Source organism: Streptomyces sp. DG1A-41 (assembly GCF_037055355.1).
Taxonomy (GTDB): Bacteria; Actinomycetota; Actinomycetes; order Streptomycetales; family Streptomycetaceae; genus Streptomyces.
Map to the genome: position 1 here is coordinate 7244112 of NZ_CP146350.1, position 26266 is coordinate 7270377.

Here is a 26266-nt window from a genome sequence, read left to right on the forward strand (position 1 = left end):
GGACGTCAGCTCTTCACCAGCAGGCCGCGGCTGCGCAGCACCCACCGCTCCAGCGGGCTGAAGATGAGCAGGTCGATGGCGATGCCGACGATGAGGATGAGGAGGATGGCTTCGAAGACCATGGCCATGTCGCTGGCGTTGCGGCCGTTCTCCAGCAGCTGTCCGAGGCCGACGCCGAGGTCGGGGAAGGAGGCGATGATCTCGGCGGCCATCAGAGAGCGCCAGGAGAAGGCCCAGCCCTGCTTCAGACCGGCGACGTAGCCGGGCAGGGCGGCCGGGAGGACGATGTGCCAGGTGCCCTTCAGACCGGTCGCGCCGAGGGTGCGGCCCGCGCGGAGGAACAGCGGCGGCACCTGGTCGACGCCCGAGACGAGGCCGTTGGCGATCGAGGGGACCGCGCCGAGCAGGATCACCGCGTACATCATCGAGTTGTTCAGACCCAGCCAGATGACCGCCGGGGGGACCCAGGCGACCGAGGGCAGTGACTGGAGGCCGGACAGGATCGGACCGAGGGCCGCGCGGACGAACTTCACGCGGGCCACGAGCAGTCCCAGGGGGGTGCCGATCACCAGCGCGAAGCAGAAGCCGAGCAGGCCGCGCGAGACGCTGGTCCAGATGTAGCCGAGCAGTTCGCCCTGGAGCCACGCCGTGTGGACCACGTCCCACACGGCGGACGGCGTGGGCAGCTTGGTCGGGTCGTCGACGACCTTGAACGAGACGAGGGCCTGCCAGACCGCCAGCACCAGCGCGACGGCGAGGACGGGCGGCAGGATCTTCTCGACGAAGGTCTGCCGGAACGGCGTGCGGCTCGTCTGCCTCGACTCCAGCGCGTCGAGGCCCGCCTCCAGTCCGGCGAGATCGCTGCCGTCCTTGGCGACGGTCGTCGAATCAGTGCTGGCCATGACGGCGGATCTCCCCACGCAGTTCTTCGGTGATCTCGACGGACAGCTCCGCCACGGCGGTGTCCTCGATGCGGCGCGGGTGCTCGATGTCCACCGTCCACTCGCGGGCGATGCGGCCCGGGCGGGAGGACAGCAGCACCACGCGCTGGGCGAGGCGGACGGCCTCGCGCACGTTGTGCGTGACGAACAGGACGGACAGCTGCGTCTCGCGCCAGATGCGCGTCAGCTCGTCGTGCAGCACATCGCGGGTGATGGCGTCCAGCGCGGCGAACGGCTCGTCCATCAGCAGCAGCTTGCTCTCCTGCGCGAGCGCGCGGGCCATCGCGACGCGCTGGCGCATCCCGCCGGACAGTTCGTGCACCCGCTTGCGGTGGGCGCCCTTGAGCCGGACGAGTTCGAGCAGTTCCTCGGCCCGATCGTGGCGCTCCGACTTCGGCACGCCCCTGAGCTTGAGGGCGAGTTCGATGTTCTTGCCGGCGGACAGCCACGGGAAGAGCGCGTGTTCCTGGAACATCAGCGCCGGGCGGCCGTCGGTGGTGATCTCGCCGACCGAGGGCCGGTCAAGGCCGGCGACCAGGTTGAGCAGGGTGGACTTGCCGCAGCCCGAGGCCCCCAGGAGGGTGACGAACTCGCCGGGGGCGACATCGAGGGTGATGTCGTCCAGGACGAGCTGCTGCCCGGCGGGGCCCGGGAACGACTTCGAGACGTGGGCGATCCGGGCGGCGTGGGTGGCCGTCTCGGTGCCGTCGGCGGCCTTGGCGAGGGTCGTGGCCATGGTCGTCACCTCCTGGGAACGGGTCGGGATGCGGGCTTACTTGACGCCGAGACCGGCGTCGTCGACCGTGGGCTCGCCCTCGGCCTTGAGGACCTTGTTCAGCGGCGCGAGGTCGTAGATGCCCTTCAGATCCGGCTTCTCCAGCAGCCCGGCCTTGACGGCGTGTTCGGCCTCGGTGTTGAGAGTGGAGGCCAGCGGGTCGTCGGTGAACTGGATCGACTTCCACGCCGGGTCCAGCACATCGGCGGGCAGCGCCTTGCCGGAGTCCTCCGCCAGCTGCTCGTTCGCTGCCGCCTTCGCCTCATCGGGGTGGGCGTTGATCCACTTGTTGGTCTCGACCGAGCCCTTGAGTACGGCCTCGACGACCCTCGGGTGCTTCTTCAGGAAGTCCTGGCGCACGATGATGTTCGTGATCACGAACTTCTTGTCCGGCCACAGCGACGCCTCGTCGAGGAGCACCTTGCCGCCCTCGGCGACCAGCTTCGACGCGGTCGGCTCCGGCACCCAGGCACCGTCGATCGACCCGGACTTGTAGGCGTCCGGGGTGACCTTGTTGTCGCTGCGGACGACCGTGACGTCACCCTTGCCGCTCTGTGGGTCGATCTTCCAGCCCTGGTCGGCGGCCCAGTTGAGGAACGCCACGTCCTGGGTGTTGCCGAGCTGCGGGGTCGCGATCCGCTTGCCCTTGACATCCTTCAACGACTTGATCTTGTCCGGGTTGACCACCAGCTTCACGCCGCCGGACGCCGAACCGCCGATGATCCGCAGGTTCTTGCCGTCCGCCTTGGTGTAGCCGTTGACGGCGGGGGAGGGGCCTATCCAGCCGATGTCGATGGAGCCGGAATTGAGGGCCTCGATCTCGGAGGGACCGGCGTTGAAGAGCGCGGGCTCGGCCTTGGTGGCGCCGAGCGCCTTCTGGAAGAAGCCCTTCCGCAAGCCCACGAGCGCGGTGCCGTGGGTCAGGTTCCCGAAGTAACCGATCTTGACGGTGTCGAGACCCTCGATCTTTTTCGCCCCGGCGGCGATCTTCACCGCCCCGTCGTCCTTGGCCTGGGAGCCGTAACCGCACGAGGCCAGCGTGAGCAGCGGCAGCGCGGCCAGTACCGCGAACGATCGGCGCAGCGCGGATGATGCAGGCACGGGAGGGATTCCTCTCGGAGGCCCGGCGAACACGGTCTCTCAGGTCGTGGCCGGGAGGTCGGCAGGTTTTCGTCTACGGCGGTGGGGGGTGCGGGCGCGCGAGCGGTGCGCGTACGTCAGCGCACACATCGCGCGACTCCGCCCTGCCCGCTGCCGAGAGCACCGCTGCCGACGCGGCCGCCCTCCTTCGCGAACATCGAGTAGAAGTCGGGGTGGTTCATGTCAGAAGTCCCACCCGTCGTCCTCGGACTCGTCCTTCACCGGATCCGGGGCGGCGAAGGACTCGCCGACCATGCCCGCGGTCAGCGTCGTGCCGTCGTTGGGGTCGATCAGGATGAACGAGCCGGTGCGCCGCGAGTCCGCGTAGGAGTCGACCGGCAGGGGTTCGGCGGTACGGATCTTCACCCGGCCGATGTCGTTGGCGACGAGCTGTCCCGGGTGCGGGTGCAGGGACAGATCGTCGAGCGTGAGGCGGGACGGGATGTCCTTCACGATCGCCTTGACCGTGCGGGTGCCGTGCTTGAGCAGCACCCGGTGGCCGAGGGTCAGCGGGGCGTCGGCGACGTGGCAGACGGTGGCTTCGATGTCCTGCGTCGTCGCGGGCGCGTCCTTGGTGGGCACGATCAGATCGCCGCGCGAGATGTCGATGTCGTCCTCCAGCAGGAGGGTCACCGACTGCGTCGTCCAGGCCACGTCGACCGGCTCGCCCAGCAGATCGATACCGGAGATCTTCGAGGTGCGGCCCGACGGCAGCACCGTGACCTCCTCGCCGACGTGGAAGGAACCGGCCGCGATCTGACCGGCGTAGCCCCGGTAGTCGGGGTGGTCCGCGCTCTGCGGCCGGATCACGTACTGCACGGGCAGCCGGGCGTGGCAGTGGCTCAGGTCGTGCGCGACCGGGACCGTCTCCAGGTGCTCCAGCACGGTCGGGCCGCCGTACCAGTCCATGTTCGCGGAGGCGTCGACGACATTGTCGCCGACCAGGGCGGAGATCGGGATGGCGGTGACCTCGGGAACGCCCAGCTCGGTCGCGTACGCCGTGAACTCCTCGGCGATCGCCGCGAACACCTTCTCGTCGTAGCCGACGAGGTCCATCTTGTTGACCGCGAGGACGGCGTGCGGGACGCGCAGCAGGGCGGCGATCGCGGCGTGCCGGCGGGTCTGCTCGACCACGCCGTTGCGGGCGTCGACGAGGATGACCGTCAGCTCCGCCGTGGAGGCGCCGGTGACCATGTTCCGGGTGTACTGCACGTGCCCGGGAGTGTCGGCGAGGATGAACCGGCGCCGGGGCGTGGCGAAGTAGCGGTAGGCCACGTCGATGGTGATGCCCTGCTCCCGCTCGGCCCGCAGACCGTCCGTCAGCAGCGCCAGGTCCGGCGCCTCCTGGCCCCGGCTGGCGGACGCCCGCTCCACGGCCTCCAGCTGGTCGGTGAGGACCGACTTGGAGTCGTGCAGCAGCCGCCCGACGAGGGTGGACTTGCCGTCGTCGACGGAACCGGCGGTGGCGAACCGCAGCAGCGTGGTGGCCGAGAGTTCCTCGGTCGTGATCGTGCTCATCTTTAGAAGTACCCCTCGCGCTTGCGGTCTTCCATCGCGGCTTCGGAGAGCTTGTCGTCGGCGCGGGTGGCGCCGCGCTCGGTCAGCCGGGAAGCGGCGATCTCCACGATCACCTTCTCGATCGTGTCGGCGTCGGAGTCGACGGCGCCGGTGCAGGACATGTCACCGACCGTGCGGTAGCGCACCAGGCGCTTCTCGACGGTCTCGCCGTCCTTCGGCCCGCCCCAGTCACCGGCCGTCAGCCACATGCCGCCGCGCTTGAACACCTCACGCTCGTGCGCGTAGTAGATCTCCGGCAGCTCGATGCCCTCGCGGGCGATGTACTGCCACACGTCCAGCTCGGTCCAGTTGGACAGCGGGAAGACGCGGACGTGCTCGCCCGGGGCGTGCCAGGCCGTTGTAGAGGTTCCACAGCTCCGGGCGCTGCCGTCGCGGGTCCCACTGGGAGAACTCGTCCCGCAGGGAGAACACCCGCTCCTTGGCCCGGGCCTTCTCCTCGTCCCGCCGGCCGCCGCCGAAGACCGCGTCGAAACGCTCCTGCTGGATCTTCTCGGTCAGCGGCAGCGTCTGGAGCGGGTTCCGGGTGCCGTCCGGGCGCTCCTTGAGCACACCCCGGTCGATGTAGTCCTGCACCGAGGCGACATGCAGCCGCAGTCCGTGCCGGGCCACCGTGCCGTCCCGGTAGTCGATGACCTCGGGGAAGTTGTGCCCGGTGTCCACATGCAGCAGCGAGAACGGCACCGACGCCGGCCGGAAGGCCTTCAGCGCCAGATGCAGCATGACGATCGAGTCCTTGCCGCCGGAGAAGAGAATCACCGGCCGCTCGAACTCACCCGCCACCTCCCGGAAGATGTGCACCGCCTCGGACTCGAGAGCGTCGAGGTGGGAGAGCGCGTACGGGCTGCCGGTCTCCTCGGAAACCGTGGCGGCGGTCGTCATGCCAGTCCCCTTTCGCTGAGCAGGGCGTACACGGACGCCGCGGACTCCTGCACGGTCTGGTTCTGCGACTCGATGCGCAGATCGGGCGACTCGGGTGCCTCGTACGGGTCGTCGACCCCGGTGAGCCCCTTGAGCTCGCCCGCGGCCTGCTTGGCGTACAGGCCCTTCACGTCCCGCTCGCTGCACACCTCGACCGGGGTCGCCACGTGGATCTCCACGTACGCGGTGCCGTTCGCCTGGTGCCGCTTGCGCACCGCGTCGCGGCTGTCCTGGTACGGCGCGATCACCGGGACGAGGGCGAGCACGCCGTTGCGGGCGAGCAGCTCGGCGACGAAGCCGATGCGCTGCACGTTGGTGTGCCGGTCCTCGCGGCTGAAGCCGAGGCCCGCCGAGATGAACTCGCGGATCTCGTCGCCGTCGAGCACCTCGACGCGGTGGCCCTCGGCGCGGAGCGCCGGCCAGCTCGTGGGCGATGGTGGTCTTGCCGGCACTCGGCAGACCCGTGAGCCAGACGGTGGCTCCGGTCGTCACGTCGGTCTCCTGAATCGTCTGAGTCGTCTGGGTCGTCGTCATCCGTGCAGCCCGCACTCGGTCTTGCTGCGGCCCGCCCAGCGGCCGGCGCGCGCGTCCTCGCCCTGAAGGACCCGGCGGGTGCAGGGGGCGCAGCCGACGGAGGCGTAGCCGTCCATCAGCAGCGGGTTCGTCAGGACGCCGTGTTCGGTGACGTAGGCGTCCACGTCGTCCTGGGTCCAGCGGGCGATCGGGGAGATCTTGACCTTCTGGCGCTTGTCGTCCCAGCCGACCACCGGGGTGTTCGCCCGGGTCGGGGACTCGTCGCGGCGCAGACCGGTCGCCCAGGCCTGGTAGTTCTTCAGGCCTCGCTCCAGAGGCTCCACCTTGCGCATGGCGCAGCACAGGTCGGGGTTGCGGTCGTGCAGCTTCGGGCCGAACTCCGCGTCCTGCTCGGCGACCGTCTGGCGCGGCGTGAGCGTGATGACGTTGACGTCCATCACGGCGTCGACCGCGTCACGGGTGCCGATGGTCTCCTCGAAGTGGTAGCCGGTGTCGAGGAAGACGACGTCGACGCCGGGCATCGCGCGGGAGGCGAGGTGGGCGACCACCGCGTCCTCCATCGAGGAGGTCACGCAGAAGCGCTTGCCGAACGTCTCGGCCGCCCACTGGAGGATCTCCAGCGCGGAGGCGTCCTCCAGGTCGCGGCCCGCCTGCTCGGCGAGCGCCTTGAGATCCTCCGCCGTGCGCTGTTCCTGAGCCGTGGTCATATCTTCGCCCCTCCGGTGTCGGATCGCTTCAGCCCCTGGGCCAGCAGCCCGAGGAACTTCAGCTGAAAGGCCCGGCTGCACGCCGCGCATTCCCACGCGCCGTGCCCCTCCTCGCTCGGACGCAGGTCCTCGTCACCGCAGTAGGGGCAGTAGAAGGGGGCCGCTCGCTCGCTCATGAGAGGGCCTCCTCGCTGGCCCGGGCCGCCCAGGTGGCGAACCGCTCGCCGTCCTCGCGCTCCGCCTGGAACCGCTTCAGGACACGCTCGACGTAGTCGGGCAGCTCTTCGGAGGTGACCTTCAGGCCGCGCACCTTGCGGCCGAAGCCGGCCTCAAGGCCGAGCGCGCCGCCCAGGTGCACCTGGTAGCCCTCGACCTGCTCGCCCTTGTCGTTGACGACCAGCTGGCCCTTGAGACCGATGTCCGCCACCTGGATACGGGCGCAGGCGTTCGGGCAGCCGTTGAGGTTGATGGTGATCGGCTCGTCGAAGTCCGGGATCCGGCGCTCCAGTTCGTCGATCAGGGAGGAGCCGCGCGCCTTGGTCTCGACGATGGCGAGCTTGCAGTACTCGATGCCGGTGCAGGCCATGGTGCCGCGCCGGAACGGAGACGGCTTCGTCGTCAGGTCCAGCGCCTCCAGGCCCTCGACCAGCGAGTCGACCTGCGACTCCTCGACGTCCAGCACGATCATCTTCTGCTCGACGGTCGTACGGACCCGGCCCGAGCCGTGCGCCTCCGCCAGCTCGGCGATCTTCGTGAGGGTGGTGCCGTCGACGCGGCCGACGCGCGGGGCGAAGCCGACGTAGAAGCGGCCGTCCTTCTGCCGGTGCACGCCGACGTGGTCGCGCCAGCGCTCCACGGGCTGGGCGGGCGCCGGGCCGTCGATCAGCTTGCGCTTGAGGTACTCGTCCTCCAGGACCTGCCGGAACTTCTCCGCGCCCCAGTCGGCGACCAGGAACTTCAGCCGGGCGCGCGTACGAAGGCGCCGGTAGCCGTAGTCGCGGAAGATCGAGATGACGCCCTCATAGACGTCCGGGACCTCGTCCAGCGGCACCCAGGCGCCGAGCCGGACGCCGATCTTGGGGTTGGTGGACAGGCCGCCGCCGACCCACAGGTCGAAGCCGGGGCCGTGCTCGGGGTGGTTCACGCCGACGAAGGCGACGTCGTTGATCTCGTGCGCCACGTCGAGCAGCGGCGAGCCGCTGATCGCCGACTTGAACTTGCGCGGCAGGTTCGAGAACTCCTTGTTGCCGATGATCCGGCGGTGGATCTCCCCGATGGCCGGGGTGCCGTCGATGATCTCGTCCGCGGCGATGCCGGCCACGGGCGAGCCGAGGATCACGCGGGGCGTGTCACCGCAGGCCTCGGTGGTGGACAGGCCGACCGCCTCCAGCCGGTTCCAGATCTCGGGCACGTCCTCGATCCGGATCCAGTGGTACTGCACGTTCTGCCGGTCGGTGATGTCGGCGGTGCCGCGCGCGAACTCCTGCGAGATCTCGCCGATGACCCGGAGCTGCCGGGTGGTCAGCGCACCGCCGTCGATGCGGACGCGCAGCATGAAGTACTCGTCGTCCAGCTCCTCCGGCTCCAGGACCGCCGTCTTGCCGCCGTCGATCCCGGGGCGGCGCTGGGTGTACAGGCCCCACCAGCGCATCCGCCCGCGCAGGTCGTTCGGGTCGATCGAGTCGAAGCCCCGCTTGGAGTAGATCGTCTCAATGCGTGTCCGTACATTGAGACCGTCGTCGTCCTTCTTGAACTGCTCGTTGCCGTTGAGCGGGGTGTGGTGCCCCGCGGCCCACTGACCCTCACCGCGGTGACGGCTCACCTTGCGGCGGGGAGTCGCGGCGGCAGGGTTCTGCGGGGTGGCGGCCATGGTTGATACGTCCTTCGGGACAGCAGTGGGTAGGGGTCGGCGCGGAGCGCCGTCGTTGAGGGGTGGCGGTCGGGTGACGGGCGGGAGGCTCTGACCTGCGCGCGGGCGCATGGGCATACGTGCGCGTCATTGCGCGGGGATGAGACGAGGAAGGGGGGTGTCGGGCTGCGTGAGTGCTCTCAGCGCGCCGGACAGATGGCGCTGGACATGCGGCCGAGGTCGACGTGGCGTCGACTCACCAAGGCAATCCCAGTTCCAGGCATGACGGAAGCGTGTCACGGCGATCTGGACACAGTCCAGCTTCGTCCAAGATTCGGACACTCCTGTCTCGAAATTCAAGACATGAGTGTCCTTGGTCACATCGGGCCGCCCCGGGGTGTCCGGCCAGGTCAGACGGGGAACGCCCGAGGCCACGGGCCCGGAGCGGTGACCTCCGGTTCCTCCTCGACCTTGGTGTCGAACAGCTTGAACCCACGGCGCTGATAGTTGTCCATCGCGCGCTCGCCGTCCTTGCTGCACGTGTGCAGCCAGACCCGCTTCGTGGGCGTCAGCCCCGCCCAGCGGTCCGCGAGGTCCCAGGCACGGGCCGTGCCGTACGACAGCAGGTGCCCCCCGATGCGCCGGCCGCGGAAAGCGGGGAGCAGGCCGAAGTAGAGGATCTCCACGACCGCGTCGTCCTGCGCCTCCAGCTCCATGTACCCCGCGGGCGTGCCACGGTCGTACGCCACCCAGGTCTCCACTCCGGGCCGCTCCAGGTGCTCCAGCCACCGCGCGTACGACCAGCCCAGCCGGTCCGTCCAGTGGATGTCGACGCCGACCGAGGCATACAGGAACCGGCTGAACTCGGGCGAGGGCACCTCGGAGCGGACGACCCGGACGTCCCCGTCCGGCGCGGCCGCCGGCAGCAGGTCGGTCGGGGCGGTCTGCTCCAGGGACCAAGTGGTCACGGCGATGGTGGTCATGCGGGCCAGAAAATCATCTGACCCACTGGTCTGTCGATTGACCTACTGCTCTGTCGACGACCGGCCCAGCGCCCTGTCCACCGACGCCAGCGGCAGCGCGAACAACATCCGCCCCGACTGGGACCAGAGCTCGCCGGTCTCCTCCCAGTAGGAGAGGGAACCCGACCGGCCGCTCCAGCAGTGGCGCGTCTCGTCCGCCGCGCACTCCGTCGCCCGCGCGCCCTGCGTGTCCTGGCGCCACAGCGTCCCGTGCCCGCCGGGCGTGCCCGCCGCGCGGTCCAGGTACCAGCCCGAGCGGTACGACAGCACACCCCGCACGTCGGCCGTCTTCGACTCGTACGCCTCGACCGGGTCCGCGTGACCCGAGGAGTCGGTGGTGAGCAGGCCGGAGCGGGCCGGGTCCCGGCTCAGCGTGTAGCGCCACAGCCGGGTGGGCCGGTCGCCGTCCGCCGGCGCCCACTCGCTCGCCACCAGGCTGTCGGGGGAGGTGCTGCGGTCGAGGGAGACGGCGGCCGGGTGCGGCACGTCGTCCCCGCCGGGCAGGGCGTACGAGGCGACCGCGGGCAGCACGTACCGGGAGCCGTACGCCGACCAGCCGCCCCGCACCCGGCCGATGGCGCCGGAGTCGACCGTGGCGCGCTGGATGCGGTCCATGTCGTACACGTACAGCGCGTTCCGGTCGTCCTCGCGGGTCGTCACCAGCAGCTTGTTCTGGTACCAGACCATGCCGGACAGCGGGGAGACCAGTCCCCGGTAGTCCCGCCCGCCGTCCACCGGGACGGCCAGCAGCGCCCAGGTGTAGCGGAGCCGGCCGGAGTCGTTCGCGTCGACGAAGGCGACCTTGGCCAGGCCCTGCTCGGGAGCCGGACCGTCCATGGAGCCGCCCTCGGTGCCGCCGCGGGTCCAGCCGGAGAGGATCACGCGGTTCCCGCCCCAGCGGCCGTCGTCGTCCGCGTCGCCCGAGGTGGTGACGGCGCCGGACCGCCAGCCCCGGGTGTCGGCGCCGCCGAAGCAGTACGCGCGCGTGGCCGCCGGCTCGACCGGCAGGGTGTGCTTCTCGGTGGTCGAGCAGTCGGCCGCGTTCCGCAGCGTGCGGTCGGCGCTGTCCAGCACCGTGCCCACACCGACGGGCCGGCCCATCTTCGAGGCGAGCCGGTCGAGCCACCGCCCGGGCACCCGGTGCTCGGCCAGCGGCAGCCGCCCGGCCTCGGCGGACACGGGGACCGGCTTCAGAGCCCCGGGCGCGTCGGCGACCGTGGCCTGCGAGGCGCTGATCAGGGTGGCGGCGGCGGTGAGCGCGAGAGCCGTCCCGGCCAGGACCCCGCGCAGTGCCCTGCCCCGCCTGCGCCGCCGGTGTCTGCCGCGATGCTTCATAACGTCCTCCCGAGGCGGGCCAACTGCGCCTTGCGGTCCGTACGTTGACGGAGGAGCAGGTGGGGTGGCCCGTAGAGGATGCTACGGCAGGTGGGCGGGGTGGGGGGCGAAGACCCGGCAAATATGCGCAAGACGCACCCCCGAGGACGGTCGCACGGCACGTCACGTGAACCTCAGGGGGCAGGTGCGCGGGTGCGCAGCCTCCCCACTGCCGGTGCCGTCGAGTGCGGCAGCAGGTCGTGCGGGTCGTCCGGGAGGAGCACCTCTACCTCGGCGTCCTCGGCGAAGCGGTACGGCCGGTTTTCCAGGAACGCACCGAGATAGCGCCGTACTCGCGACATCTCGGCGCGAACCGTCACCGTGCGGGCCGGGTCGCCGAACACGTCGCCGGCCAGGTCCGAGGCGCTGCGGCCGGTGCGGTGGACGGCGAGGAGGTACAGCAACTCGGCATGCCGAGGACCCAGTTCGCGCGTCCAGGAGCCCGCGCCGCCGGAGACCGCCACCGTCCATCTGCGGGGCTGTCTGAGGTCCAGCACGATGCTGGTCGCCCCGCGCGGCACGGGCTCGTCGGCGGCCGCCCGCAACAGCCAGCCCCCGGCCAGCGGCTCCACCGAGCACAGCCCGAGCGCCGGCACCCACCTCGGGCCCGCCGCCACGGACTTGGGCAGCGCCACGCGCCGCGTGTACGGCATCCCGCTGACCGCAGCGGTCCAGCCGTCCCGGTCGACGGCCAGGGCACGCCCGCCGAGCCGGGCCAGCACCGGCGCCGCCACCGCCCGCAGCCGCTCCAGCGACTCCAGGTGCCTCTCCCGCAGCCGGGCCTCGGCGAGTTTGGCCACCGAGTCGACCCAGGCGAGCGTGGCCGGATGCATCGTCTCCAGCGGACCACTCACGTCCACCACGCCGAGCAGCCGGCCGTCCCGCGGATCCGTCAGCGGAGCGCCGGCACAGGTCCAGCCGGCGTGGGAGCGCACGAAGTGCTCGGAGGCGAAGACCTGTACGGGCCGGCGCACCACCGCCGGGGTGCCCAGCCCGTTCGTGCCGACGACGTCCTCCCGCCAGTCCGCGCCGAGTTCGAAGCCGAGCCCGTCGGCCTTGCGCAGCACCGGCGCGCTGCCCTCGCGCCACAGCACCCGGCCCTCCTCGTCGGCGACCACCATGATGTGGTGGGCGACGTCCGCGAACCTCAGCAGCCCCTCCCGCAGCACCGGCAGCACATGGCGCAGCGCCGACGTCTCACGCCGCCGCTGCACCTCCTCGCGGGACAGCGGATCCGCCCGGAAGTCGTGGTCCGGATCCACACCGCTGCGCATCATGCGCTCCCAGGACTGCTCGATCACCCGGCGCGGCTGCGCCGGCGCGCGCTGCCCGGACAGCCGGGCGGAACGGACCTCGCTGAGCACCCGGGCCGCACGCGTGGTGTCCACGGCGGCGAGCTGTGTGACGTCCATAGGCGTGGGCCCCCCGGAGTCTCTTCCGACTGTCCGTCTCATAGTGCCGTCTGCCCCCGAGCGGACGCGCACAGTCCGCACACAGTCAGCGGCAAGTTGCAACCCCTTGCAACCCTGGTGGACAGCCCGGCCGTGTCCGAAACTTGAGCGGCGCCGTCCCGAGCGGCGTTCAGTGGCTCGAACGGGCCAGTGCGGCGGGGGTGGTGCCGTGTCGGCGCAGCACCACCCCCGCTTTCGGGTGCCAGGGTCAGATCACCGGCCGGGCCCCCTCCACCACCGACGCCAGATCGAGACGGTGCGGGAGCGTCCCGAACGCCGCGCCCCCGTCGCCGCCCAGCCGCGCCGCGCAGAACGCGTCGGCGACCTCCGGTGGCGCGAACCGGACCAGCAGCGACCCCTGGAGCACCAGCGCCAGCCGCTCCGCCAGCCGCCGCGCCCGCCCCTCCACGCCCTCCAGATCGGCGAGTTCGGTCAGCAGGTTCTTGATGGCCCCGTCGAGCCGGTGATCGGCGCCGCGCGCCTGCCCGACCTCCCGCAGATACGCATCGAACGCCCCGGGCTCCCGCTGCAACGCCCGCAGCACGTCGAGGGCCTGGACGTTGCCCGCGCCCTCCCAGATCGAGTTGAGCGGCGACTCGCGCACCAGCCGGGGCAGCCCGGACTCCTCGACGTAGCCGTTGCCGCCCAGGCACTCGGCCGCCTCCACCGCCACCGGCGCGCACCGCTTGGTCACCCAGTACTTGGCCGCCGGCACCGCGATCCGCAGCAGCGCCCGCTCCTGCTCGCCACCGTCGTCGTAGGCCGCCGCGAGCCGCAGTGCCAGCGTCGTCGCCGCCTCCGACTCGATGGCGAGGTCGGCGAGGACGTTGCGCATCAGCGGCTTGTCGACGAGCTTCCCGCCGAAGGCCTCCCGGTACGCGCAGTGGTGCACCGCCTGCGCCACGGCCTGCCGCATCAGGCCCGCCGAGCCCAGCACGCAGTCGAGCCGGGTCGCCGCCACCATCTCGATGATGGTGCGCACCCCGCGCCCTTCCTCGCCGACCCGGCGCGCCCAGGTCCCGTCGAACTCGACCTCGGCCGAGGCGTTCGACCGGTTGCCGAGCTTGTCCTTGAGCCGCTGGAGCCGGAACACGTTGCGCGTGCCGTCCGCCAGCACCCGCGGCACCAGGAAGCAGGTCAGCCCGCCCGGAGCCTGCGCCAGCACCAGGAAGCCGTCGGACATCGGCGCCGAGCAGAACCACTTGTGCCCGGTCAGTTCGTACGTCCCGTCCTCGGCGAGCGGCCGCGCGGACGTCGTGTTGGCGCGTACGTCGCTGCCGCCCTGCTTCTCCGTCATGCCCATCCCGAACAGCGCCCCGGCCTTCAGGTGCGCGGGCCTGAGCTCACGGTCGTAGACCATGGACGTCAGCCGCGGCTCCCACTCGGCGGCCAGCTCCGGGTCCGTGCGCAGGGCGGGCACCGCCGCGTGCGTCATCGACAGCGGGCAGCCGTTACCGGCCTCGACCTGCGTCCACACCAGGAACGCGGCGGCCCGCCGCAGATGCCCGGCCGGCCGGTCCCAGGCCGCGGTCAGACCGGCCGAGACGCCCTTGCCGAGCAGCCGGTGCCAGGACGGATGGAACTCGACCTCGTCGATCCGGTGGCCGTACCGGTCGTGCGTGCGAAGCCGGGGCGGGTTCTCGTTGGCCTGCGCCCCCCACTCCTGCACCTGGGCCGAGCCGGAGGTCCGCCCGAGCGCCGACAGCTCGCCGAGCACCTCGTCGCGCAGGCCGGGATCGAGATGCCGTTCGACCGCCGCCGAGAGGGCCCGGTCGGCCGAGAAGACGTCGTACCCGACCAGCGGCGGGACCTGGTTGTTCACGGAGTGCGTGCTGCCAGCCATGCTGTGAACGTACCCCGGGGCGGCACCTCGGTCACCAAAGGGCGGGGCCCGGGCGCCGGAGGGACCAACCTGTGGGTGAGTACGGCCGGGCGCGACGGATACCGTTAGGGGGTGCAGCCAGCAAGTGAAACCCCCGACACACCCTCCGGGCGCCTCCACCGGGCGCGTGCTCTCTACCGGAACGTCTCCAAGCGCAGGACCGCCTGGCTGTTGCTCAAGGACACCGTCAACTCCTGCATCGAGTACCGCATCCTGGGGCTGGCGGCGGAGGCCGCGTTCTTCACGTTGCTGTCGGTGCCGCCGCTGCTGCTGAGCATGATCGGACTGCTCGGCTACGTCGACGCCTGGACCGGCGCCGACACCATCGAGAGCCTCCAGGCCAACATTCTCGAGGCCGCCCGCACGGTGCTGTCCGACCGGGGCGTGCGGCAGATCGCCGAGCCGATCCTGCACGACGTGACCAAAGGCGGCCGGCCCGACATCATCTCCATCGGTTTCCTGTTCGCCCTGTGGTCCGGCTCCCGCGCCGTGAACGTCTTCATCGACACCATCACCGTCATGTACGGCCTCGACGGCGTCCGGGGCATCGTCAAGACCCGCCTGATGGCCTTCGCGCTGTTCATCGTCGCCCTGCTGATCGGCTCGGTCGCGCTGCCGCTGATGGTGGCCGGGCCGGACGCGGTGGTGCGGATCGTGCCGTGGTCGACGACGGTCGTGCAGGTCCTGTACTGGCCGGTCGTGATCCTGCTCTCGATCGCCTTCCTCACGACGCTCTACCACGTGTCCGTCCCCGTCCGCTCCCCGTGGATCGAGGACGTGCCCGGCGCGCTCGTCGCCCTCGGCATGTGGGTCCTCGGCAGCTTCCTGCTGCGGATCTACCTGACCAGCACGGTCGAGGGCCCGACGATCTACGGCTCCCTGGCCGCGCCCGTCGCCGTGCTGCTGTGGATCGGTGTGTCCGCGTTCGCGGTGCTCGTCGGGGCCGCCGTCAACGCCGCCATCGACCGCGTCTGGCCGGCCGCCGCGACGGCCGCGGCCCGCGAGGCCAACGAGCGGCTGCGGCAGGCGCAGGTCGCCGAGTACGTCGCCCGCGCCGCCGCCTCGGGTGAGGCCGACCCGGACATGCCCTCCGAGTTCCCGGAACGCTGGTCCCGCTTCCTCCCCCGGAGGACGTCACGGCCCGGCTGCGCACGCATGCGAAGAGCACCCACGCGAAGACCACCGGCCACGCCGGCCAGGCCAACGGGGAGACTCCGCCGCCGCCCGAGAAGTGACGGACGCGCGTTCGCCGCGCCGGCCGGGCCGCGGCAGGCGGCTGCTGGATCTGCTGGTCATCGCCGCGCTGCGCATGGGGGACGCCCGCCCCGAGGCGGAGGCGCCCGCCTGGTACCGGGCCCTCGCCGACCCGGTCGTCGGCGGCGTCCTGCGCCTGCTCCAGGACGACCCGGCCCACCCGTGGACCATCGCCGCGCTCACCGCCAAGGCAGGGGTGTCCGGCGCCGCGCTCGCCCGCCGCTTCACCGCCCTGGTCGGCGAGCCCCCGATGACGTACCTCACCGGCTGGCGCCCCGCTCTCGCGGCCGACTGCCTGCGCGGCTCCGAGGACACGCTCGACGCCGTGGCCCGCAGGGTGGGCTACGGCAGCGCGTTCGCCTTGTCGACGGCGTTCAAACGGGTGTACGGGGTGAGGCCGGTTGAGTACCGGCGGCGGTTGGCGTAGCGGCCGGGGGCGGGGCGCCACCCTGGCCGACCTGGCCGACCTGGCCGGCAGCGGGGGCAGCCGGGCCCGGGACGCTCGCGGCGCCCACGCGGCCCGCGGCGTAGCCTGGCCCGTGTGTACGTGGAGCGGGCGTCACGGTTGGCGGGAGCGGTCGTGTGGAGCAATGCCCCGGAGCCGGACGGGGCGGCGCGTGTGCTGCCCGACGGGTGCATGGACCTGCTGTGGCACGAGGGGCGGCTGCTGGTCGCCGGGCCCGACACCCACGCGTACGTAACGGATGGCGGCGAGACGGGAACCTGGGCCGGCGTCCGCTTCTACCCGGGCACGGCCCCGGCCCTGCTGGGTGTACCGGCGCACGAGCTGCGCGACCGTCGTGTCGAGCTGACGGATCTGTGGCCGGCCTCGGAGGTACGGCGACTGGCGGCACGGGTGAACGCGGCCCCCGACCCGGCGAGCGGGCTGGAGGACCTCGCCCTGCGGCAGGCGGCCGGTACCGACCCGCCGGATCCGCTGCTGCGGCAGGTCGTGACCGCCCTCGACGCGGGCCGGCCCGTCGCCGCGATCGCCGACGAACTGGGTCTGGGCGCACGGCAGTTGCACCGCCGTTCGCTGACCGCGTTCGGCTACGGCCCCAAGGTCCTGGCCCGGATCCTGCGGCTGCGCCGCGCCCTCGCGCTGGCCCGGGGCGGCGTGCCCTTCGGGGAGACGGCCGCCCGGGCCGGTTACGCCGACCAGGCCCATCTCGCCCGTGAGGTCAGGGAGTTGGCGGGCCTGCCGCTGGGGGAGCTACTCGCCCGCCGCAGCTAGCGGAGCGAACAGGTCCACCCCGTTGCCGTCCGGGTCGAGCACGACGGCGTACCGCTGCCCCCAGAAGGCGTCCCAGGGCTTGAGCTCGCCGTGGCACCCGGCGCTCACCAGCTCCTCGTACAGCGCGTCCACTTCCTGCGGACCGTCGCACCGCAGGGCCAGCGAGGTCCGGCCGCCGTCCGAGGGCGGCTGCCACTTGGGCAGGAAGGAGCGGACCGTCTCCTCGGTGTCGAACATCAGCCGCAGCCCGCCGGGCAGTTCGGCCTCGGCGTGCGGCTGGTTCTCGGCGCCCTCAGGGAAGGCGAACCCGAGCCGGCGGTAAAAGGCGACGGAGGCGGCCATGTCGGAGACGACCAGGCCGATGGCATCGAATCGTGCGGTCATGGGCCCACCGTAGGCAGGCCCCCTACGCCCGGTCTTGAAGGAATCGGACACTGGTCGACGCGGTGTCAGATCCGTTCAAGAGGACCCGGGGGCAGGCCCGTGAAGTCGCCGCCATGACGATCACGACACGGCGGTCCAGGCACTTCGGCGAACGAGGTGGTGACTCGCTCGGTCACCGGGGGCCGGGCCCTTCCCTCATCGACATGCCGAAGCCGGGGTGCCGGAGGTTCTCTCTCCTGGGCCGGACATTCCGGCAGCCTCGACGTCGAGTACCTCGCCGGCTGAGAGCGGGCCGTAGCGCGCGGCAGGGCAGCCAACGGGGGACACTAGGCCGTTCCGTAGTGGATCGTGCCGTCCTCGTCCATCGTCGGGTGCATCTTCATGGGCCCGTACTCGTCGATGTCCGACGGGCGCGGGCACTCCGGTCCGTCGGGGCCCATGCGCAGCATGCGTTCGACGCGGCAGATCCGGAACAGGCGGTCGTCGAGGCGGAACTCGTCGGCGCGGTCGAGTGCCTTGTACTCCTCGGCGGCGCGGGCGTACCGGGCCTTCTTGGCATCGTCGTACTGGTACAGCATGGCCCAGATCTCGGACATGCCGCCGTACAGCAGGCGCCGGGCGTCGTGCGGCGTGGCCATGAGCGCGCCGCAGGGCTGCCAGCCGTGGCGGCCGCGCTCGACCACGCCGAAACCGGTGGGCAGCAGCACGGGGTCCGGGTGCGTGGCCACCGCCTTCTCGGAGTCCGCGCGGACGTCGGAGAGGAAAAGGGCGCCCGTGTAGGCGAACCCGCGCAGCCCCAGTTGCAGCGCGCCCGCCGCCAGGCCGTCCGGGCGGGCCGGGTCGAGCACGAAGCCGACGTCCGGGGAGGTGGTGTCCTTGGCGCGCCTGTCCCACGACCGCTGTGCCGGCTCGGGGTCGGTGGGGCGCGGCGGCTCCAGGCCGTCGTCGTCGCAGCGCGCGAACTCGTCGCCGCGCACCACGCGGTAGCGGACCCCGCACGCCTCGACCTCGTTCACCGGCTCGCGCTCCATCGCCGCGACGGCCGCCAGCAGTTCACGCCGGACGGCCGGGTCGTCGGTGTCGTCCTTCGCCGCGAACCACAGGTGCGAGTGCAGCCCGTCCCGGGCCACCTGCGGCATGCCGTCCGTCACCGGCTTCAGCAGCCGCCTTCCGGCCCCACCGCCGGATCCTGCACGGCGACCCCGAAGACCGGCCCGCGCAACGACAGAGCGGGATAGCGCCGCGAGGCGTCCACCGCGTCGGCCTCCCGCACCCAGGCGGCGGGGTCGTCACGGCGGACCAACTCCTCCCGGAGAGCCTCCATCTGTTGCCGCCGGTCATCGTTCATGCACGCATTGTCGTAGCGGCCGGGGAGCCGGAGCAGGCCGGACGAGCCAACAACGGCTGTTGTTGGGAACGGTAGTTTGGGATCCCATGGCACCCCGACTGCTCGTCTACACCCGCACCACCGGCTACCGTCACGACTCCATCCCGGCCGGTATCGCCGCCCTGCGCACCCTCGGTGACTTCGAGGTCCACGCCACCGAGGACCCGGCGGCCCTCGAGCGGCCCCTGGACGACCACGCGGCCGTCGTCTTCCTCTCCACCAGCGGCGAGGTCCTCACCCCGGCCGGCCGGGAGCGGCTCGCCGCGTACGTGGAGTCGGGCGGTGGTTTCGTGGGTGTGCACGCGGCGGCCTGCACGGAGTACGACTGGCCGTACTACGGCGAGCTGCTGGGCGCGCGGTTCGCCCGCCACCCCCTCCACCAGCCCGGCAAGGCCGTCATCGAGGACCACACCCACCCGGCGACCCGCCATCTGCCCGCCGTCTGGGACTTCACCGACGAGTGGTACGACTTCCGCACCAACCCGCGCGGCACGGTCCACGTCCTGGCCACCGCCGACGAGTCCTCCTACGAGGGCGGCGGCATGGGCGACGACCACCCCCTGGTCTGGTGCCGGCGGCACGGCGAGGGCCGCGTCTTCTACACGGCCCTGGGCCACGCCTGCGAGGCCTACGACGACCCGGCCTTCCGCGCCCACCTCCTGGGCGGTATCACCTGGGCGGCCGCGCTGACCCTGCCCTGACCCCTGAGGATCCGTCCCGCCCCGGCCCGGGCACCAACCCCTCACCGCCGCATCGCCGGTCGGTTCCGGCCAGTTCCCTGCCGTGGCGGGCGCGTGGCGCGCGTAAGGGGTGTGCGGCTGCCGGCCGGGCGACCGCCGCCCGGCGGCCGCCCGGGCGTACGGCGCGACGGTCGGTCGGCGCGCGGGTCGGTCGGCGCGTGGCGCTTCGGGGGGTACCGCGAGGCGGCGGGTGACGGTCAGCCGGATTCAGTCGGTGACCGGCGCGCCGGGACGTACCGCCACCGCGTCCACCTCGAACAGCATCCCCGGCAGCGCCAGCGAGGCGACCCCGCTCAGCGTCTGTGCCGGGAGCCGCCGGCCGAAGCGCGCGTGCAGCGCCTTGCCCAGGATCTCCAGCTTGTCGAGGTCGTGGTCCACGATGAACGTGCCGAGTCTTACGACGTGTTCATAGCCGAGTCCGACCCCCTCCAGCGCCGACCGCAGCCGGTCGAAGGCCAGGTCCACCTGCGCGGCGAAGTCGCCGGGCACCGGCGCGCCCGTCGCGTCGGAGGCGTACTGGCCGCCGATGAAGACGGTTTCGCCGGATGCCGAGACGGCGTGGCTGTAGCCGAACGGCGTGGGGTCGTGGAGGGCGGCCGGGTTGGTGATCGTGCGCGCGTCGCGTGTCATGACCGGGCAGTCCTTTCGCGGAGTACGGCCGCCGCACCCCGGCGGCGACCCTGGCACTCCTGCCAACTCCCCACGCCCGTACGCGCATTCCACCCTTGAACACCTTCAGCGAACCCGCGTGACGAACGCCTGCCGCTCGCTCGGAACCCGCGGGTCCGGTCGACCACTCGCCCCCGCACGGCGGCGGCGACCGCGGATCGCATGCGCTACGCCCGCGGTGCCCCCGTGCTCGCCCGTTCCACCAACCGCGTCGACAACTCCGTCCGCGTGCTCTCCGGGTGGTGGCCGTCCATCAGGCGCAGCAGCGACCGCAGGGCCGTCGCGGCCATCTCCGACAGCGGCTGGCGGACCGTGGTCAGCGCGGGGGAGGCCCAGCGTGCCTCGGGCAGGTCGTCGAAGCCCACCACGCTGACGTCGTCCGGGACCCTCAACCCCCGCTCGGCCAGGGCCTCGTACACCCCCAGCGCCATCCGGTCCGAGCAGACGAAGACGGCCGTCGGCGGCTCGGGCAGGTCGAGCAGTTCCAGCATGCGGCGGCGGGCCAGGCTCTCGTCGAAGCCGGCGTGCCGGACGTACTCGGCTCGGTGCCGGACCCCGGCCGACGCGAGCGCCGAGCGGTAACCGGCGACCCGGGCGCTGCTGCACATCGTGCGCCGGTGACCGGCGATGACAGCGACGCGCTCGTGGCCCAGGGACAGCAGATGCTCCGTGGCCGTCAGACCGCCCTGCCAGTTCGCCGCGCCCACCGACGCCACGCCCTCCGGCGGTTCCTGGACCGGGTCGATCATCACGAACGGGATCCGGTGCTGTTCCAGCCAGGCGTACTGGGAGTCGCTCAGCTCGGCCAGGTTGAACAGGACTCCTGAGGAGCCCCGGGCGACGAGCTTGTCCAGCCAGCCGCGCTCCGGGCGTCCGGCCCGGGTACGGGTCAGGGCCGCCGACACCACGACCTCCAGGCCCGCGTCGTGCGCCGCCTCCTCCACCCCGTGCAGCACCGCGCCCGACCAGGAGCTCTCCAGCGAGTGCACGACCAGGTCGACCAGCCGCGGCGCCTTCGTCGCGTCGAACCGGGGTCTGCGCACATAGCCGAGCCGGTCGAGCGCCTCGGTGACGCGGCGGCGGGTCTCGGGCGCCACGTCCTCCCGGCCGTTGACCACTTTCGACGCGGTCGGCACCGACACCCCCGCCTCGCGGGCCACGACCGCCAGCGTCGGACCGGCCGCCACGCTCGCACTCGCCGTACGGACCATCGGGAACCCACCTCTCCGGCCCGCCCGAGGGCCGTGGAAAGTTTCGACCAGCGCTGCTCACCGCAGGCCGGAGTCCAGCCTGACAGAAAGCGCTTCCTACTGTAGGTGCGGCGCAGGACGGCGGGAAGACAAGTGAATTCACCGGTTCTCGCCGGTCAAAACTTTCGAAACCCCGAACAACGACTCAGTCGGGCTTGCCGGTCAGCGGGTACAGGTCAGCCGGAACCCCGTGAAGTCCGCCGTGAACGCCGCGTCGACGAGGTCCCGGGCGTGGACGCCCGCCATCGCACCGGTGAAGCGCAGCCGGGAACCGTGGTCGTCCGACAACCGGCTGAAGTCCAGGGCCGGGCCGATCGCCGTTCGCACCCCGTCCCGGACGTGCCAGAAGCGTGCCTCGGCTCCCTCGACCGTCACGCCCAGCGTCACGGGCGCCGCCACCGGCACCTCCACGACGGAGACCTGCCGGGTGCCCTCCTCGTCGCGCTCCACGAGGCTGAGCACCGTACGGCCACCCGCGCCGGGCGTGCCCCGCCACTGCTGTCCGCGCTGCGGCTCGCCCTCGGGCTCCGCCCAGGTCAGGTCCAGACTGAGATACGCCTCGGGGCTGTACCAGAGCACCAGCCCGGCGGCCTGGGTGAAGGTGACGGGCCGCGCCTCGACCGTGACCTCGGCCTCCGCGCGGTGTTCGGTGACGCGCTGTGCCAGCAGGCTGCTCGCCCAGCGGGACTCCGGCCCGTGCCGGCCGCGCAGCCGGATCCAGCCGGGCCGGGCCGTCGTGTCGGCCCAGGACGGGTCCGGCGGCTCGCGCAGGGAACTCCAGGGCCAGGACAGGTCCTCGGGCGGGGCGGCGGGAGGCAGCGGGTGCGGCTGGGTCGGTACGCCGACGTCCACCGCCGGGTGCCAACCGCCCTGCCGCAGCCGGGGCCAGCCCTCCGCGTCCCAGGTCACCGCCTGGATCGCGGTCTCCCGGCCGAGCGGGCAGCGGCGGCCCTGCGGCGTGCGCAGCGGACGGGCCGTGAGATGCCCGATCAGCCACTGCCCGTCCGGAGTCTCCACCAGCTCGCCGTGCCCGGCCTTCTGCAACGGCACGTCCGGATCGTCCCGCGTGGTCAGCAACGGCCGTTCGTCGAGTTCGTACGGCCCGGTCAGCTCCCGGCCGCGGGCCACCCGCACCCCGTGCTCCCAGCCCGTGCCGCCCTCCGCGAGCACCAGGTAGTACCAGCCGGCGCGCCGCAGCAGCTTCGGCCCCTCGATCAGCCGGTCGTGCTGGAGCAGCAGACGCGTCCGCCCGACGGGGGCGAGCGTGTCCCGGTCCAGTTCCGTGACGACGATCCCGGCGAACCGCTGCCCTCCCGGCCGGTGGTCGTTCTGGAGGTTCAGCAGCCACAGCCTGCCGTCCTCGTGGAACAGGGCCGGATCGAAGCCGTGGCTCGCGACCCGGCGCGGCGTGCTCCAGTCGCCGCTCACCTCGGTGGCCGTCGAGACGTACGTGTCCAGGTCGAAGTACGGCGTGCCGACCGAGCGCACGACGGTGTACGTCACCCAGAACCGTTCCCCGTCCCAGCTCAGCGACGGCGCCCAGATGCCCCCGGAGTCGGGCACCCCGGCCAGCGAGCCGCCGGGGGCCGCGCCCCGGACGTGCCCCGCGTACTCCCAGTGGGCCAGGTCGCGGGAGCGGTGGACCGGGATCGTCGGGAACCACTCGAAGGAGCTGGTCGCCACGTAGTACCAGTCGCCGACCCGGATCAGGGAGGGGTCGGGGGCGAAGCCGCGGAGGACGGGGTTGTGCAGCACGGTCACGCGGGGGCTCCCGGGGGGTTGGGCACCTGGGGGCCGCGGGGAGTCAGGGTCACCTGCGGCCCCCAGGAGTCAGGGGTGGCGAGGGAGATCACTTGAGGGCGCCGAGCGTCACGCCCGTCCGCCAGTAGCGGCGCATCGCGACCATCATGATCGCCATCGGGACGATGGACAGCAGCGCGCCGGTCAGCACCAGCCCCGTCAGGTCGATGCCGGACTCCAGCCGCGTGCCGGTCCAGTTGTACAGGCCCAGGTTGAGCGTCCAGTTCTCCTTGCCGCGCAGCACGGTCAGCGGGAGGAAGAAGGCGTTCCAGGTGTTGACGAAGGCCAGCAGGAACACCGTCGCGCCGCCCGTCGTCATCATCCGCAGCACGATGCTGAAGAAGATCCGCAGCTCGCCGGCGCCGTCGATCCGGGCCGCCTCCAGCAACTCGTAGGGGACCGTGGCCTCCGTGTACACCTTGGCGAGATACACGCTGAACGGGTTGATCAGGCAGGGGATCAGCATCGCCCACGGGGTGTCCACCATGCCGAGCGCCGAGAACAGCAGATACAGCGGGAGCGTGAGCAGGGCGATCGGGATCAGGAACGAGCCCACGACACACGCGAAGATCGCGTTACGGCCGGGAAAGTCGAACCGGGCCAGGCCGTAACCGGTTGCGAGCGCGATCAGCGTGCCGCCGAGCGAGCCGACCCCGGCGTACAGGAACGAGTTGGCCGTCCACCGCAGGAAGATGCCGTCCTGATAGGTGAACACCTGTTGCAGGTTGTCCCACAGATGCCAGCCGGAGAACCACAGGCCGTTGCTCTGGTACAGCGCCGTGCGGTCCTTGGTCGCGGCGACGATCAGCCACCACACCGGGAACAGGCTGTAGACGCCTGCCAGGATCAGCCCGACGAGGAGGAAGCGCTGACCGCCCCGCCCGCGGGAGGCCGCGTCCGGACGGGTCAGGCGCCGGACGCTGCGGACGGGGGGCCGCTCGGTGGTGTGCTCGGTCAGCACCATCAGTCGGCCTCCTTCGAGGTGAGCCGGTAGAAGAGGAACGAGGCCACGCCCAGGATCAGGGCGAGGAGCACGGACAGGGCGGCCGCGTAGTTGTAGTTGCCCGCGTTGAACGCCTGGTTGTAGATGATCATGATCGGCGTGAAGCTGTCGCTGACCGTCTGCGGGGTGATGTTCCGGAACAGCGCCGGCTCGTTGAAGATCTGGAGCATCTGGATGATCGACAGCAGACCCGTCAGGACCAGCGCCCCGCGCACGTACGGGATCTTGATGCTGCGCGCGATCCGCAGCTCCGAGGCGCCGTCCAGCCGGGCCGCCTCGAACAGTTCGCGAGGCACGCCCTGGAGCGCCGAGTAGATGATCACCATGTTGTAGCCGATGCCGTGCCAGGTCAGCAGGTTGCCGATGGACGGCCACACCATCGACGGTGCGAAGAAGTTCCAGTCGAACCCGAGGGCCTTGCCGATCGGGGTCAGCGGGCCGACGTCCGGGCTGTAGAGGTTGACCCACACGATCGCCGCCACCACGCCCGGGATCATGTACGGCACCAGCAGCACGATCCGGAACCGGCTCGCCGCCCTGGACGTGAGCGCGTCCAGGAACAGCGCCAGCAGCAAACTGATCAGCAGCATGAACGGGATCTGCACACAGGCGAAGAGCACCACCCGCAGGATGGAGTTCATGAAGGCCGAGTCCGTCAACCCCTGGGTGTAGTTGTCGAGCCCGACGAACTCCGTCGTGGCGCCGCCGAGGCCGAGCCCGGACTGCTTCTCCGTGAACAGCGACTCGTAGACTGCGTAGCCGATCGGGAGGAGATACAGGAAGACGAAGCCGAGCTGGAAAGGCACCGTGAACGCGGCACCCTTCCAGCGCATGGAGCGAATCATCGAATGCCTCAGCCCTTGACGCTGATACCGCGGGACTTCAGGTCCTTGACCGTCCACTCCTGCATGTGCGCGAGCAGGTCGGTGACCTTCTGCTCCTTGTTGACGACCTTGGCCCAGCCCGCCTGGAGCTCGGTGAACATCGCGGTCCAGTTGGGCCCGAAGGTCCAGTCCGTGGTGACGGTGTTCAGGCTGTCCGTCACGATCTTCTGCGCCGGCTCGTAGTTCTTGCCGAGCAGCTTCTGCGAGATCGACTCACCGACGTAGGCCTTGCTGTCGGCCAGCGCCGGCATCACGCCGTTGCCCGTCTCCGGGCTCGCCATCGTCTTGACCGCGTCCTGGTTCGTCGACATCCACAGCGCCGCCCGGGCCGCCTGCTCCTGGTTCTCGCACTGCTTGGTCACCAGGGTCACGCTGCCGGTCAGGTTGGTACCCGCCGGCGTCTTGGGCGCCTCGCCCTTGTACGTCGGCCACGGGGCCAGGGCCCAGTCGCCGAAGGACTTGGTGAAGTTCTGCACCATGCCGGCCATCTGCCAGGTGGAGATCTGCCGGGTGGCGGTGGCGCCGGTGTCGTAGCTGCGCTGCACGGCCGCGTAGTCGGCGAAGGACAGCTTGGCGTTCAGGTCGTTGTCGATGATCTCCTGGATCACCTTGGCGGCCTTGAGGGTGCCCTCGTCCTGGAAGTTCACCTTCCAGGCGTCGCCGTCGATCGAGTACCAGTGCGCACCGGCCTGCATGGCGAGCACCTCCAGGGTGCTCGGGTCCTCACCGGCGTAGTTGGTGATCTTGATGCCGTGCTTCTTCAGCTCCTTGCCCGCGGCGATGAAGTCGTCCCAGGTGGCCGGGGGCTTCAGGCCGTACTTCTCGAAGATGTCCGTGCGGTAGATCGTGAACTGCGGCGCCGAGCTGGTGGGCACGCCGTAGAGCTTGCCCTGCACCTGCGCGCTCGCCCAGGCGCCGGTGTTGAACTTGTCCTTCTCGCCCTCGACGTAACTCGTGATGTCGGCGAGCGCGCCCTGCGAGACCCAGCTGGTCACGTACTCGGCGGTGTTCTGCACCAGGCAGGGGGCGTTGCCGGCCTTCACCGCGTTGGTCAGCTGCTTCTGCATGGTCAGCTGGTCGGTGACCTTGGTGTACTTGAGCTGGATGTCCTTGTGTGAGGCGTTGAACGCCTTGACGACCGCCTCCTGGCCGTTGGCCCAGCCCCAGAAGGGGAGGGTGACCGGGCCGGACTTCGACGCGGCGTCGTCGCCCGAGCCGGATCCGCCGCAGGCGGAGAGCAGACCTGTCAGTGCGATACCCGCGACAGCGGCGGAGGCGAACCTTCTCCGGGGGCTGGTGAAGTTCATCTGACCGTGATCCTTCGGAATAGGGCGTTCTCAGAACGAGAGGACGGCAGCGGCTCGGTGGTGCTGGCCAGGAACGGCGGCCGTAAACCGTCGGCTCGCGGTTGCGGGGGGTCGGCCAAGCGTAAGCAGAAGCTGTAGTAAGCGGTTGCTGGGACGGTAGGCGGGGAGCTCGGCTCTTAGCAA

21 protein-coding genes and 5 pseudogenes are annotated in these 26266 nt (G+C 71.3%); 4 read left to right on the forward strand and 22 right to left on the reverse strand.

Going from position 1 to position 26266, the window contains the following annotated elements; translation table 11 throughout:
* Positions 1–5 precede the first annotated feature (5 nt).
* The 14 genes and pseudogenes from V8690_RS33735 to V8690_RS33800 form a co-directional block, all read right to left on the reverse strand.
* Positions 6–902: an ABC transporter permease gene (locus V8690_RS33735; protein WP_338783864.1), complete on the reverse strand. Its 897-nt coding sequence runs from the start codon at positions 900–902 to the stop codon at positions 6–8.
* Positions 889–1677, reverse strand: a complete 789-nt coding sequence (locus V8690_RS33740; protein ID WP_338783865.1) for an ABC transporter ATP-binding protein — start codon at positions 1675–1677, stop codon at positions 889–891. The genes V8690_RS33735 and V8690_RS33740 overlap by 14 nt, the downstream gene beginning before the upstream one ends.
* A gap of 36 nt (positions 1678–1713) precedes the next feature.
* On the reverse strand, positions 1714–2817 hold the full coding sequence (locus V8690_RS33745; protein ID WP_338783866.1) for an aliphatic sulfonate ABC transporter substrate-binding protein: 1104 nt from the start codon (positions 2815–2817) through the stop codon (positions 1714–1716).
* Between the two features lie 222 nt (positions 2818–3039).
* Positions 3040–4374: a GTP-binding protein gene (locus tag V8690_RS33750; RefSeq protein ID WP_338783867.1), complete on the reverse strand. Its 1335-nt coding sequence runs from the start codon at positions 4372–4374 to the stop codon at positions 3040–3042.
* A 2-nt stretch (positions 4375–4376) separates the two neighbouring features.
* Positions 4377–5313: pseudogene (gene cysD, locus V8690_RS33755) on the reverse strand (sulfate adenylyltransferase subunit CysD).
* Positions 5310–5844 (reverse strand): annotated as a pseudogene (cysC, locus tag V8690_RS33760) (adenylyl-sulfate kinase). Before cysC ends, cysD begins: the two co-directional pseudogenes overlap by 4 nt.
* Before the next feature lie 38 nt (positions 5845–5882).
* Complete coding sequence (locus V8690_RS33765) at positions 5883–6593, reverse strand: phosphoadenylyl-sulfate reductase (protein WP_338783868.1); 711 nt, start codon at positions 6591–6593, stop codon at positions 5883–5885.
* Positions 6590–6769 carry a hypothetical protein gene (locus V8690_RS33770; RefSeq protein WP_338783869.1) on the reverse strand — a complete coding sequence of 60 codons (180 nt, stop codon included), beginning with the start codon at positions 6767–6769 and terminating at the stop codon, positions 6590–6592. Before V8690_RS33770 ends, V8690_RS33765 begins: the two co-directional genes overlap by 4 nt.
* A complete protein-coding gene (locus V8690_RS33775; protein WP_338783870.1) occupies positions 6766–8463 on the reverse strand; it encodes a nitrite/sulfite reductase in 1698 nt (565 codons plus the stop codon). The genes V8690_RS33770 and V8690_RS33775 overlap by 4 nt, the downstream gene beginning before the upstream one ends.
* Positions 8464–8642: 179 nt before the next feature.
* A complete protein-coding gene (locus V8690_RS33780) occupies positions 8643–8726 on the reverse strand; it encodes a putative leader peptide (RefSeq protein ID WP_310887545.1) in 84 nt (27 codons plus the stop codon).
* A gap of 126 nt (positions 8727–8852) precedes the next feature.
* On the reverse strand, positions 8853–9425 hold the full coding sequence (locus V8690_RS33785) for a GNAT family N-acetyltransferase (protein WP_338783871.1): 573 nt from the start codon (positions 9423–9425) through the stop codon (positions 8853–8855).
* Between the two features lie 42 nt (positions 9426–9467).
* Positions 9468–10799, reverse strand: a complete 1332-nt coding sequence (locus V8690_RS33790) for a hypothetical protein (protein WP_338783872.1) — start codon at positions 10797–10799, stop codon at positions 9468–9470.
* 173 nt (positions 10800–10972) lie between these two features.
* Entirely contained in the window at positions 10973–12250 is a 1278-nt protein-coding gene (locus V8690_RS33795) for a GAF domain-containing protein (RefSeq protein ID WP_338783873.1), read from the reverse strand.
* A gap of 247 nt (positions 12251–12497) precedes the next feature.
* Positions 12498–14132, reverse strand: coding sequence for an acyl-CoA dehydrogenase family protein (locus V8690_RS33800; RefSeq protein ID WP_338783874.1), 1635 nt, complete (start codon positions 14130–14132; stop codon positions 12498–12500).
* 111 nt (positions 14133–14243) lie between these two features.
* Between V8690_RS33800 and V8690_RS33805 the strand changes: the two are divergent.
* The 3 genes and pseudogenes from V8690_RS33805 (at position 14244) to V8690_RS33815 (ending at position 16659) form a co-directional block, all read left to right on the forward strand.
* Positions 14244–15406 (forward strand): annotated as a pseudogene (locus tag V8690_RS33805) (YihY/virulence factor BrkB family protein).
* Positions 15407–15444: 38 nt separating this feature from the next.
* Positions 15445–15852 (forward strand): annotated as a pseudogene (locus V8690_RS33810) (AraC family transcriptional regulator); the annotation flags it as partial.
* 114 nt (positions 15853–15966) lie between these two features.
* Positions 15967–16659, forward strand: coding sequence for a DUF6597 domain-containing transcriptional factor (locus tag V8690_RS33815; RefSeq protein ID WP_338783876.1), 693 nt, complete (start codon positions 15967–15969; stop codon positions 16657–16659).
* Here V8690_RS33815 and V8690_RS33820 read toward each other — a convergent pair.
* Both V8690_RS33820 and V8690_RS33825 read right to left on the reverse strand, forming a co-directional pair.
* The gene (locus V8690_RS33820; protein ID WP_338783877.1) at positions 16639–17043 is read right to left on the reverse strand and encodes a VOC family protein; all 405 of its coding nucleotides are present in this window, start codon (positions 17041–17043) and stop codon (positions 16639–16641) included. The genes V8690_RS33815 and V8690_RS33820 overlap by 21 nt on opposite strands.
* Before the next feature lie 326 nt (positions 17044–17369).
* Positions 17370–18391 (reverse strand): annotated as a pseudogene (locus tag V8690_RS33825) (DUF5954 family protein).
* An 86-nt stretch (positions 18392–18477) separates the two neighbouring features.
* Here V8690_RS33825 and V8690_RS33830 point away from each other — a divergent pair.
* Entirely contained in the window at positions 18478–19131 is a 654-nt protein-coding gene (locus V8690_RS33830) for a ThuA domain-containing protein (protein WP_338783878.1), read from the forward strand.
* A 246-nt stretch (positions 19132–19377) separates the two neighbouring features.
* Here the strand turns inward: V8690_RS33830 and V8690_RS33835 are convergent, their stop codons facing one another.
* From V8690_RS33835 to V8690_RS33860, 6 genes are all read right to left on the reverse strand, one after another.
* Entirely contained in the window at positions 19378–19800 is a 423-nt protein-coding gene (locus V8690_RS33835; RefSeq protein WP_338783879.1) for a Rid family hydrolase, read from the reverse strand.
* Positions 19801–20006: 206 nt separating this feature from the next.
* On the reverse strand, positions 20007–21050 hold the full coding sequence (locus V8690_RS33840) for a substrate-binding domain-containing protein (RefSeq protein ID WP_338783880.1): 1044 nt from the start codon (positions 21048–21050) through the stop codon (positions 20007–20009).
* Positions 21051–21251: 201 nt separating this feature from the next.
* Positions 21252–22850: a glycoside hydrolase family 43 protein gene (locus V8690_RS33845; RefSeq protein ID WP_338783882.1), complete on the reverse strand. Its 1599-nt coding sequence runs from the start codon at positions 22848–22850 to the stop codon at positions 21252–21254.
* Between the two features lie 88 nt (positions 22851–22938).
* Entirely contained in the window at positions 22939–23853 is a 915-nt protein-coding gene (locus V8690_RS33850) for a carbohydrate ABC transporter permease (RefSeq protein ID WP_338783883.1), read from the reverse strand.
* Positions 23853–24737 (reverse strand): sugar ABC transporter permease, encoded by an 885-nt coding sequence (locus tag V8690_RS33855; RefSeq protein ID WP_338783884.1) that lies wholly within the window; start codon positions 24735–24737, stop codon positions 23853–23855. Before V8690_RS33855 ends, V8690_RS33850 begins: the two co-directional genes overlap by 1 nt.
* Before the next feature lie 8 nt (positions 24738–24745).
* Positions 24746–26083 (reverse strand): extracellular solute-binding protein, encoded by a 1338-nt coding sequence (locus V8690_RS33860; protein ID WP_338783885.1) that lies wholly within the window; start codon positions 26081–26083, stop codon positions 24746–24748.
* Positions 26084–26266: the final 183 nt, after the last annotated feature.

Bases quoted from the DNA above. Each gene is read 5' to 3' on its own strand.
- V8690_RS33780 (WP_310887545.1), bottom strand. From the start codon at position 8,726: ATGCCTGGAACTGGGATTGCCTTGGTGAGTCGACGCCACGTCGACCTC.
- V8690_RS33855 (WP_338783884.1), bottom strand. From the start codon at position 24,737: ATGATTCGCTCCATGCGCTGGAAGGGTGCCGCGTTCACGGTGCCTTTC.
- V8690_RS33830 (WP_338783878.1), top strand. From the start codon at position 18,478: ATGGCACCCCGACTGCTCGTCTACACCCGCACCACCGGCTACCGTCAC.
- V8690_RS33790 (WP_338783872.1), bottom strand. From the start codon at position 10,799: ATGAAGCATCGCGGCAGACACCGGCGGCGCAGGCGGGGCAGGGCACTG.
- V8690_RS33740 (WP_338783865.1), bottom strand. From the start codon at position 1,677: ATGGCCACGACCCTCGCCAAGGCCGCCGACGGCACCGAGACGGCCACC.
- V8690_RS33775 (WP_338783870.1), bottom strand. From the start codon at position 8,463: ATGGCCGCCACCCCGCAGAACCCTGCCGCCGCGACTCCCCGCCGCAAG.
- V8690_RS33750 (WP_338783867.1), bottom strand. From the start codon at position 4,374: ATGAGCACGATCACGACCGAGGAACTCTCGGCCACCACGCTGCTGCGG.
- V8690_RS33800 (WP_338783874.1), bottom strand. From the start codon at position 14,132: ATGGCTGGCAGCACGCACTCCGTGAACAACCAGGTCCCGCCGCTGGTC.
- V8690_RS33765 (WP_338783868.1), bottom strand. From the start codon at position 6,593: ATGACCACGGCTCAGGAACAGCGCACGGCGGAGGATCTCAAGGCGCTC.
- V8690_RS33820 (WP_338783877.1), bottom strand. From the start codon at position 17,043: ATGACCGCACGATTCGATGCCATCGGCCTGGTCGTCTCCGACATGGCC.
- V8690_RS33785 (WP_338783871.1), bottom strand. From the start codon at position 9,425: ATGACCACCATCGCCGTGACCACTTGGTCCCTGGAGCAGACCGCCCCG.
- V8690_RS33840 (WP_338783880.1), bottom strand. From the start codon at position 21,050: ATGGTCCGTACGGCGAGTGCGAGCGTGGCGGCCGGTCCGACGCTGGCG.
- V8690_RS33835 (WP_338783879.1), bottom strand. From the start codon at position 19,800: ATGACACGCGACGCGCGCACGATCACCAACCCGGCCGCCCTCCACGAC.
- V8690_RS33735 (WP_338783864.1), bottom strand. From the start codon at position 902: ATGGCCAGCACTGATTCGACGACCGTCGCCAAGGACGGCAGCGATCTC.
- V8690_RS33770 (WP_338783869.1), bottom strand. From the start codon at position 6,769: ATGAGCGAGCGAGCGGCCCCCTTCTACTGCCCCTACTGCGGTGACGAG.
- V8690_RS33850 (WP_338783883.1), bottom strand. From the start codon at position 23,853: ATGGTGCTGACCGAGCACACCACCGAGCGGCCCCCCGTCCGCAGCGTC.
- V8690_RS33860 (WP_338783885.1), bottom strand. From the start codon at position 26,083: ATGAACTTCACCAGCCCCCGGAGAAGGTTCGCCTCCGCCGCTGTCGCG.
- V8690_RS33795 (WP_338783873.1), bottom strand. From the start codon at position 12,250: ATGGACGTCACACAGCTCGCCGCCGTGGACACCACGCGTGCGGCCCGG.